General features: G+C 58.2%; 10 protein-coding genes. 9 read left to right on the forward strand and 1 reads right to left on the reverse strand.

Annotated elements, in window-relative coordinates:
* Positions 1–61: 61 nt before the first annotated feature.
* Positions 62–1,198 carry an acyl-CoA dehydrogenase family protein gene (locus A7K61_RS09835; RefSeq protein ID WP_069557494.1) on the forward strand — a complete coding sequence of 379 codons (1,137 nt, stop codon included), beginning with the start codon at positions 62–64 and terminating at the stop codon, positions 1,196–1,198.
* 113 nt (positions 1,199–1,311) lie between these two features.
* Here A7K61_RS09835 and A7K61_RS09840 read toward each other — a convergent pair whose 3' ends face one another.
* A complete protein-coding gene (locus tag A7K61_RS09840) occupies positions 1,312–2,352 on the reverse strand; it encodes an NADP(H)-dependent aldo-keto reductase (RefSeq protein ID WP_044271587.1) in 1,041 nt (346 codons plus the stop codon).
* 250 nt (positions 2,353–2,602) lie between these two features.
* On the opposite strand from A7K61_RS09840, the gene rplM reads away from it, so the two are divergent.
* From rplM to A7K61_RS09880, 8 genes are all read left to right on the forward strand, one after another.
* Positions 2,603–3,031: a 50S ribosomal protein L13 gene (rplM, locus tag A7K61_RS09845; RefSeq protein WP_003188508.1), complete on the forward strand. Its 429-nt coding sequence runs from the start codon at positions 2,603–2,605 to the stop codon at positions 3,029–3,031.
* A 14-nt stretch (positions 3,032–3,045) separates the two neighbouring features.
* Entirely contained in the window at positions 3,046–3,438 is a 393-nt protein-coding gene (rpsI, locus tag A7K61_RS09850; protein ID WP_002555064.1) for a 30S ribosomal protein S9, read from the forward strand.
* A 266-nt stretch (positions 3,439–3,704) separates the two neighbouring features.
* Positions 3,705–4,298, forward strand: coding sequence for a ubiquinol-cytochrome c reductase iron-sulfur subunit (gene petA, locus A7K61_RS09855; protein ID WP_003188524.1), 594 nt, complete (start codon positions 3,705–3,707; stop codon positions 4,296–4,298).
* Entirely contained in the window at positions 4,298–5,509 is a 1,212-nt protein-coding gene (locus tag A7K61_RS09860; RefSeq protein ID WP_003188526.1) for a cytochrome bc complex cytochrome b subunit, read from the forward strand. The genes petA and A7K61_RS09860 overlap by 1 nt, the downstream gene beginning before the upstream one ends.
* Positions 5,509–6,288 (forward strand): cytochrome c1, encoded by a 780-nt coding sequence (locus A7K61_RS09865; protein WP_044271591.1) that lies wholly within the window; start codon positions 5,509–5,511, stop codon positions 6,286–6,288. Before A7K61_RS09860 ends, A7K61_RS09865 begins: the two co-directional genes overlap by 1 nt.
* Positions 6,289–6,436: 148 nt before the next feature.
* Entirely contained in the window at positions 6,437–7,054 is a 618-nt protein-coding gene (locus tag A7K61_RS09870) for a glutathione S-transferase N-terminal domain-containing protein (RefSeq protein WP_003188529.1), read from the forward strand.
* A gap of 17 nt (positions 7,055–7,071) precedes the next feature.
* Positions 7,072–7,491, forward strand: a complete 420-nt coding sequence (locus tag A7K61_RS09875; RefSeq protein ID WP_003188531.1) for a ClpXP protease specificity-enhancing factor — start codon at positions 7,072–7,074, stop codon at positions 7,489–7,491.
* 159 nt (positions 7,492–7,650) lie between these two features.
* Entirely contained in the window at positions 7,651–8,400 is a 750-nt protein-coding gene (locus A7K61_RS09880; RefSeq protein WP_003188534.1) for a FadR/GntR family transcriptional regulator, read from the forward strand.
* The last annotated feature ends 159 nt before the right edge of the window (positions 8,401–8,559 follow it).

The raw sequence follows: 8,559 nt of genomic DNA on the forward strand, positions 1-8,559 counted from the left end.
ACGCCTTCGGGGCATAGGCTCTGTGGGCTCGTCCTTGTCCGACAATCCACACAGGTGACCCATGATCCCCAGAACCTTGTTCAGCTCGGAGCACGAACTCTTCCGTGAGAGCGTGCGCACCTTCCTCGAAAAGCACGCCGTGCCCTTCCATGGGCAATGGGAAAAGCAGGGCTATATCGACCGTAACCTGTGGAACCAGGCGGGGGAGGCGGGCATGTTGTGTTCCCATCTGCCAGAGGAATATGGCGGTCTGGGCGCGGATTTTCTCTACAGCGCGGTGGTGATCGAAGAGGTCAGCCGCCTGGGTTTGACCGGCATCGGCTTTTCCCTGCATTCGGATATCGTCGCGCCGTACATCCTGCATTACGGCAGTGAAGCGCTGAAGCACAAGTACCTGCCCAAATTGATCTCCGGGGAGATGGTCACGGCCATTGCCATGACCGAGCCGGGCGCTGGTTCCGACTTGCAAGGGGTCAAGACCACCGCGGTGCTGGACGGTGATGAGTACGTGATCAACGGCTCCAAGACCTTTATCACCAATGGCTACCTGGCCGATCTGGTGATCGTCGTTGCCAAGACCGACCCCAAGGCCGGCGCCAAGGGCACCAGCCTGTTCCTGATGGAAGCCGACACGCCGGGCTTCGACAAGGGCAAGCGCCTGGAGAAAGTCGGCATGAAGGCCCAGGACACCTCGGAGCTGTTCTTCCAGGACGTGCGCGTGCCCAAGGAAAACCTGCTGGGCCAGGCGGGCATGGGCTTTGCCTACCTGATGCAGGAGCTGCCGCAAGAACGCCTGACTGTTGCAATTGGCGCACTGTCCTCAGCCGAAGCGGCGTTGCAGTGGACCCTGGACTACACCCGTGAGCGCAAGGCGTTCGGCAAGGCGATTGCCGATTTCCAGAACACCCGCTTCAAGCTGGCGGAGATGGCTACCGAGATTCAGATCGGCCGTGTTTTTGTGGACAAGTGCATGGCTATGCACCTGGACGGCAAGCTGGACGTGCCTACCGCAGCGATGGCCAAGTACTGGGCCACAGACCTGCAATGCAAGGTGCTCGATGAGTGCGTGCAGTTGCATGGCGGTTACGGGTTCATGTGGGAATACCCGATTGCCCGGGCCTGGGCGGATGCGCGGGTGCAGCGCATTTATGCGGGGACCAATGAGATCATGAAGGAGATCATTGCGCGGGCACTTTGATTGTTTGGTGCTCTTGATGGCCTCATCGCAGGCAAGCCAGCTCCCACATTTGACGGTATTCACACATCAAAATGTGGGAGCTGGCTTGCCTGCGATAGCGGTCTAAGGATCAATCAAGGTGCTGGGTTTGGATGATCCTTCTGAATCGCCTCAATCCCTTCCAACACTTCTTTGGACAATTTCAGATCGGCACTGGCAATATTGCTATCCAGCTGCTCCAGCGTCGTGGCCCCAATAATATTGCTGGTCACAAACGGCTGCTGTGTCACAAAGGCCAGCGCCATCTGCGCCGGGTCCAGGCCATGTTCCCGCGCAAGAGCCACATAGCGGCTGCACGCCGCTTCCGACTGCGGGTTGAAGTAACGGCTGAAGCGGCTGTACTCGGTCAGGCGCGCCTTGGCCGGGCGTGCGCCATTCTCGTACTTGCCACTGAGCATGCCGAACGCCAAAGGCGAATAGGCCAGCAAGCCGCATTGTTCACGAATGGCAACCTCCGCCAGGCCCACTTCAAAGCTGCGGTTGAGCAGGTTGTAGGGGTTCTGGATCGACACTGCACGCGGCCAGCCGCGGGCTTCGGCCAGGGCGAGGAACTTCATGGTGCCCCACGGCGTTTCGTTGGACAGGCCAATGTGGCGGATCTTGCCGGCCTTCACCTGTTCGTCCAGGGCTTCGAGCGTTTCCTCCAGTGGGGTGAGGTCGTCTTCGTCCTTGTGCTTGTAGCTCAACTGGCCGAAGAAGTTGGTGCTGCGCTCCGGCCAGTGCAGTTGGTAGAGGTCGATCCAGTCGGTCTGCAGGCGCTTGAGGCTGGCGTCGAGGGCTGCGCCGATGTGCTTGCGGTTGTGGCGCAGGTAGCCATCGCGGATATAGTCGATGGTGTTGCCGGGGCCGGCGATCTTGCTGGCAAGCACCCAGTCGGCGCGGTCGCCACGGCTTTTGAAGTAGTTGCCAATGTAGCGTTCGGTGGTGGCGTAGGTGTCGGCCTTGGGCGGTACCGGGTACATTTCTGCGGTGTCGAGGAAGTTGATCCCCGCGGCCTTGGCCCGTTCGATCTGCGCGAAGGCCTCTGCCTCGCTGTTCTGCTCGCCCCAGGTCATGGTGCCCAACGCGATCGCGCTGACATTCAGATCGGTGCGGCCCAGCTGTCGGTAATCCATCGGGTACTCCTTCGGGGGAAAACAATCATAAAAGCAGGTTGAATTTTTTTTCGCAATCTGCATAATTGCCCACCTCTTTCTGCAGTGGAAGTGATGCGCCGCCTGCCGAAGAATCTTGCCGTTGAACGGACGCGCCGACCCGAGCCCCCGATAGCGTCTGTATCCGGCTGCCTTTGACCTTGTCAAAGTACGCACTATTCAGTAAGATCCGCCGTCTAAATTTACAGGCGGCCCCTGAGGCTATTAAAGAATGACAACTTTTACTGCAAAACCGGAAACAGTTCAGCGCGACTGGTTTGTCGTCGACGCCGCTGGTCAGACCCTGGGTCGTCTGGCCACTGAAGTCGCCAGCCGTCTGCGTGGCAAGCACAAGCCTGAATACACCCCGCACGTTGATACCGGCGACTACATCGTCATCATCAACGCTGAGCAGGTTCGTGTAACCGGCAACAAAGCAAGCGACAAAATGTACTACCGTCACTCCGGTTTCCCAGGCGGTATCAAGTCTTCCAACTTCGAAGGCCTGATTGCCAAGAAGCCTGAAGCCCCGATCGAAATCGCGGTCAAAGGCATGCTGCCTAAGGGCCCACTGGGTCGCGATATGTTTCGCAAGCTGAAAGTCTATGCGGGCGCTGTACACCCTCATGCTGCTCAGCAGCCCCAAGAACTGAAGTTTTAACGGAATAGTTCATTATGTCGGCGACTCAAAATTACGGCACTGGCCGTCGCAAAACCGCAACCGCACGCGTTTTCCTGCGTCCGGGCACTGGTAACATCTCGATCAACAACCGCTCCCTGGACAACTTCTTCGGTCGCGAAACTGCCCGCATGGTAGTTCGTCAGCCGCTGGAATTGACCGAGACCGTTGAAAAGTTCGACATCTACGTCACCGTTATCGGTGGCGGTGTAAGTGGTCAAGCTGGCGCAATCCGCCACGGTATCACTCGCGCTCTGATGCAGTACGACGAAACCCTGCGTGGCGCTCTGCGCAAAGCTGGCTTCGTGACTCGCGATGCTCGTGAAGTTGAACGTAAGAAAGTCGGTCTGCGTAAAGCGCGTAAGCGTCCGCAGTACTCGAAGCGTTAATTCGCTTTACGTTCCACAAAAACGCCCAGCCTCCTTACGGAGCTGGGCGTTTTTTATTGCCTGCGATTTATGCACATTTTTCGCCGTGACAACTTGCCACATCCGTAGACCCCCTATACTACAAGGCCTGGAGGCGGAGCTCCGGGCAATTCCCTTGTCATACGTGGGGCTTTTCATTACCATCCGTCAAAATTTTTATAAGTAAAGATTCAACACTTAGTAGACGCCTGATTTAACAGGCCAAAAAGCTGATGGGAGAGGACTGAATGAGCAATGACGGCGTGAATGCAGGCCGGCGTCGCTTCTTGGTAGCAGCCACATCCGTGGTGGGTGCTGCAGGAGCGGTGGGGGCTGCGGTCCCGTTCGTGGGGTCATGGTTTCCCAGTGCCAAGGCGAAAGCCGCAGGTGCACCGGTGAAGGTGAATGTCAGCAAGATCGAGCCAGGCCAGCAGATGATTGCTGAATGGCGCGGCCAGCCGGTTTTCATTGTTCGTCGTACCGAGGAAATCCTGGGGAATTTGAAGAAGATCGAAGGCCAGTTATCTGACCCGACATCCGAAAAGTCCGACCAGCCCGCCTACGCCAAGAACGAAGCGCGTTCGATCAAGCCAGAGATTCTGCTGCTGGTTGGTCTGTGTACCCACCTGGGTTGCTCACCTACCTTCCGCCCGGAAGTGGCGCCTGTCGACTTGGGCAAAGACTGGGTCGGCGGTTATTTCTGCCCGTGCCACGGTTCCCACTATGACCTCGCTGGCCGCGTTTACAAATCCCAGCCCGCGCCCCTGAACCTGCCGGTTCCTCCTCACAATTACGAATCTGACGACATCATTGTCATTGGCCTCGACAAGGAGAACGCGTGATGAGCAAGTTCATGGATTGGGTGGATGCGCGCTTCCCCGCCACTAAAATGTGGGAAGACCATCTCAGCAAATATTACGCGCCGAAAAACTTCAACTTCTTCTACTTCTTCGGCTCCCTGGCCCTGTTGGTGCTGGTCAACCAGATCGTCACTGGCGTGTGGTTGACGATGAGCTACACGCCGTCGGCGGAAGAAGCGTTTGCTTCTGTCGAATACATCATGCGTGACGTCGAGTACGGCTCGATCCTGCGCCTGCTGCACTCCACCGGCGCGTCGGCGTTCTTTATCGTCGTCTACCTGCACATGTTCCGCGGCCTGCTCTACGGCTCGTACCAGAAGCCTCGTGAGCTGGTGTGGGTCTTCGGCATGTTGATCTATCTGGCGCTGATGGCCGAAGCGTTCATGGGCTACCTGCTGCCTTGGGGCCAGATGTCGTACTGGGGGGCCCAGGTGATCATCTCGCTGTTCGGCGCAATCCCGGTGATCGGCAACGACCTGACCCAGTGGATTCGTGGTGACTACCTGATCTCCGGCATCACCCTGAACCGCTTCTTCGCCTTGCACGTGGTGGCCTTGCCGATCGTGATCTTGGGCTTGGTAGTACTGCACATCCTGGCGCTGCACGAAGTGGGTTCCAACAACCCGGATGGCGTGGACATCAAGAAGCACAAGGACGAGAACGGCATCCCGCTGGATGGCATTCCGTTCCACCCGTACTACACCGTGAAAGACATTGTCGGCGTAGTGGTGTTCCTGTTTGTGTTCTGCTCGATCGTGTTCTTTTTCCCGGAGATGGGTGGTTATTTCCTGGAGAAGCCTAACTTCGAACAGGCCAACGCCTTCAAGACACCTGAGCACATTGCCCCGGTCTGGTACTTCACGCCGTTCTACGCGATCTTGCGCGCGATCCCCGACAAACTCATGGGCGTGATCGCCATGGGCGCGGCCATCGCGGTGCTGTTCGTGCTGCCTTGGCTCGACCGTAGCCCGGTCAAGTCGATGCGCTACAAAGGCTGGCTGAGCAAGATCTGGCTGTGGGTGTTTTGCATTTCGTTCGTGATCCTGGGTGTGTTGGGCGTATTGGCGCCTACCCCTGAGCGGACGTTGCTGTCGCAGGTCTGCACCTTCCTGTACTTCGCCTACTTTATTCTGATGCCGTTCTATACCCGGCTCGAGAAGACCAAACCGGTTCCGGAAAGGGTGACTGGCTGATGAAAAAATTACTCGTTGCATTCGTGCTTGCGGCGCTGCCGCTACTGTCCTTCGCTGCCGAGCATGGCGCGGAGTTGGAAAAAGTCGATATCGATGTGTCTGACAAAGCCGCCATGCAGGATGGGCTGCGTACATTCACCAACTACTGCATGGGGTGCCACAGCGCCAAGTTCCAACGGTATGAGCGCGTTGCCGATGACCTGGGCATTCCCCATGAAGTGATGCTCAGCCACGCGGTGTTCACGGGTGCCAAGATCGGCGACCACATGAACATCGGCATGCAGCCGGCCGACGCCAAGACCTGGTTCGGCGCCGCACCGCCCGACCTCACCCTGGTGGCCCGGGTACGCGGTACCGACTGGCTCTACGGTTACCTCAAGTCCTTCTACGAAGACCCTGCGCGCCCCTATGGCGTGAACAACAAAGTCTTCCCGAACGTCGGCATGCCGAACGTTCTGGTCGGCCTGCAGGGGCGCCAAGTGGTAGGATGCAAGCAGGTTCAGGTCGTTGAAAACGGCAAGAAGCAATATGATCCGTTGACCGGCACGCCGCTGACCCATGAAGCGTGCGATCAACTGACCATCGTGCCCAAGACCGGTACGCTGAACGAAGAGCAGTTCGACGAGAAGGTCAAGAACCTGGTGACCTTCCTGGCCTACTCGGCCAACCCGGTCAAACTGCAGCATCAGCGCATTGGTACCTACGTCTTGCTGTACCTGGCTTTCTTCTTCGTATTCGCTTATTTGCTCAAGCGTGAATACTGGAAGGATGTGCATTGATCCAACCGTAAGCAATTGCTGTTAATCTTGCGCGCCCAGCGGCATCTCTGAACACGTAGCGCCGGTTTGAACCGGTCGTTACAGGGATGCTTTCTGGGCGCGCTCGTTTTTGAGCTTTCGATAATTTCAACAAGCGAGGAGGACCGCCATGGGCGTGACCAACCGGTTGGCCTGTTACTCCGACCCCGCCGACCACTATTCCCACCGAGTACGCATCGTGCTCGCAGAGAAGGGTGTCAGCGCCGAGATCATCAGTGTGGAGGCGGGCCGTCAGCCGCCGAAGCTGATCGAAGTGAACCCTTACGGCAGCTTGCCCACCCTGGTCGATCGTGACCTGGCGTTGTGGGAGTCGACCGTGGTGATGGAATACCTGGATGAGCGTTACCCTCATCCGCCTTTGCTGCCGGTGTACCCGGTGGCGCGTGCCAACAGCCGCCTGCTGATCCATCGGATCCAGCGTGACTGGTGCGGGTTGGTGGATGTGATCCTGGATTCGCGTTCCAAAGAAGCCGCTCGTGTGCAGGCGCGCAAGGAATTGCGCGAGAGCCTGACCGGCGTTTCGCCGTTGTTCGCCGATAAACCTTTTTTCCTCAGTGAGGAACAAAGCTTGGTGGATTGCTGCCTATTACCCATACTCTGGCGCTTGCCGATTCTGGGCATTGAACTGCCACGGCCGGCCAAGCCGTTGCTTGATTACATGGAGCGCCAGTTTGCGCGTGAGGCTTTCCAGGCGAGTCTGTCTGGCGCCGAACGCGATATGCGCTAAGGCTTAAGGAGCCGTTGATGAACTCCAGTCGACCTTACCTGGTCCGCGCGCTCTATGAGTGGATTGTGGACAACGATTGCACCCCGCACATGCTGGTCAATTCCGAATTTCCTGCGGTTCAGGTACCCCAGGGTTTTGCCAGTGACGGGCAAATTGTGCTGAACGTATCGCCCAGTGCCGTGCGCCACCTGCACATGGACAACGAAGCGGTGAGCTTCGAAGGGCGTTTCGGCGGTGTGCCCCATACGCTGTTCGTGCCCATCGGTGCCATCCTCGGGATCTACGCTCGGGAAAATGGCCAGGGCATGGTGTTCGATCTGGAGTCGCCTTTAGAGGATGACGAAACGATCGAAGGCGAAGACGGTGATGATGTACCGCCACCGGATGCCGAGCCGCCGCGCCCTAGCGGTCGGCCAAGCTTGAAAGTGGTGAAGTAGGCGGATTTCGCTTACAGACCCATCTGAAAAATGCCTCGACAGCTGTCGGGGCATTTTTTTTGCGTGAAGGATATGGATGAAAGTCGCGCCAGAACGGTGATCGTACAACCACCATGGGCTATGATGCGGTCTTTAGTTCGTCGAGAAAGATGGTTCATCATGGAAAACGCCAGCGCCGCCCCACGTCTTCCCCGCAAGCGCCGCAGCCTTGCCCAGGAATTGGTCACGGTGTTGTCCGAGCAGATCCGCGATGGCCAGCTCAAACGCGGCGACAAGTTGCCCACCGAGTCGGCGATCATGGACGCCCATGGCGTCAGCCGTACGGTGGTGCGCGAAGCCATCTCGCGGTTGCAGGCGGCAGGGCAGGTCGAGACTCGCCACGGTATCGGCACCTTCGTGCTGGACACGCCAAGCCCCAGCGGTTTCCGCATAGACCCGGCCACCGTGGTGACCTTGCGTGATGTGCTGGCGATTCTGGAGTTGCGTATCAGCCTGGAAGTGGAGTCTGCGGGCCTTGCGGCCTTGCGTCGCAGCGATGAGCAGTTGGCGGCCATGCGTGCGGCCCTCGATGCCTTGAATGAAAGTGCGGCCCACGCTGGCGATGCGGTGGCGTCGGATTTTGCCTTTCATCTGGAAATTGCACTGTCTACCGGTAACCGCTACTTCACCGACATCATGACCCACCTGGGCACCAGCATCATTCCGCGTACCCGCCTGAATTCGGCGCGTCTGGCCCATGATGATCAACAGCACTACATGAGCCGCTTGAGCCGCGAACACGAAGAAATCTATGAGGCGATTGCCCGCCAGGATTCGGATGCGGCACGTGCGGCCATGCGCCTGCATTTGACCAACAGCCGTGAGCGGCTGCGTCATGCCCATGAAGAGGCAGAGGCGCAGCGGGGCTGAGGTTTGCCCATGTGGGAGCTGGCTTGCCTGCGATGGCGGCCTGCCAACCGGCGGCTATCTACCTGACACCCCAACGATCCTACTGTGGGAGCGGGCTTGCTCGCGAAGGCGGCCTAACAGTCAACACAGTTGGACCGGGTACATATCCGTTGTTTAGGT

The organism is Pseudomonas sp. AP42 (genome assembly GCF_001728935.1).
Classification (GTDB): domain Bacteria; phylum Pseudomonadota; class Gammaproteobacteria; order Pseudomonadales; family Pseudomonadaceae; genus Aquipseudomonas; species Aquipseudomonas lactis.

Bases quoted from the DNA above. Each gene is read 5' to 3' on its own strand.
- A7K61_RS09835 (WP_069557494.1), top strand. From the start codon at position 62: ATGATCCCCAGAACCTTGTTCAGCTCGGAGCACGAACTCTTCCGTGAG.
- A7K61_RS09840 (WP_044271587.1), bottom strand. From the start codon at position 2,352: ATGGATTACCGACAGCTGGGCCGCACCGATCTGAATGTCAGCGCGATC.
- rplM (WP_003188508.1), top strand. From the start codon at position 2,603: ATGACAACTTTTACTGCAAAACCGGAAACAGTTCAGCGCGACTGGTTT.
- rpsI (WP_002555064.1), top strand. From the start codon at position 3,046: ATGTCGGCGACTCAAAATTACGGCACTGGCCGTCGCAAAACCGCAACC.
- petA (WP_003188524.1), top strand. From the start codon at position 3,705: ATGAGCAATGACGGCGTGAATGCAGGCCGGCGTCGCTTCTTGGTAGCA.
- A7K61_RS09860 (WP_003188526.1), top strand. From the start codon at position 4,298: ATGAGCAAGTTCATGGATTGGGTGGATGCGCGCTTCCCCGCCACTAAA.
- A7K61_RS09865 (WP_044271591.1), top strand. From the start codon at position 5,509: ATGAAAAAATTACTCGTTGCATTCGTGCTTGCGGCGCTGCCGCTACTG.
- A7K61_RS09870 (WP_003188529.1), top strand. From the start codon at position 6,437: ATGGGCGTGACCAACCGGTTGGCCTGTTACTCCGACCCCGCCGACCAC.
- A7K61_RS09875 (WP_003188531.1), top strand. From the start codon at position 7,072: ATGAACTCCAGTCGACCTTACCTGGTCCGCGCGCTCTATGAGTGGATT.
- A7K61_RS09880 (WP_003188534.1), top strand. From the start codon at position 7,651: ATGGAAAACGCCAGCGCCGCCCCACGTCTTCCCCGCAAGCGCCGCAGC.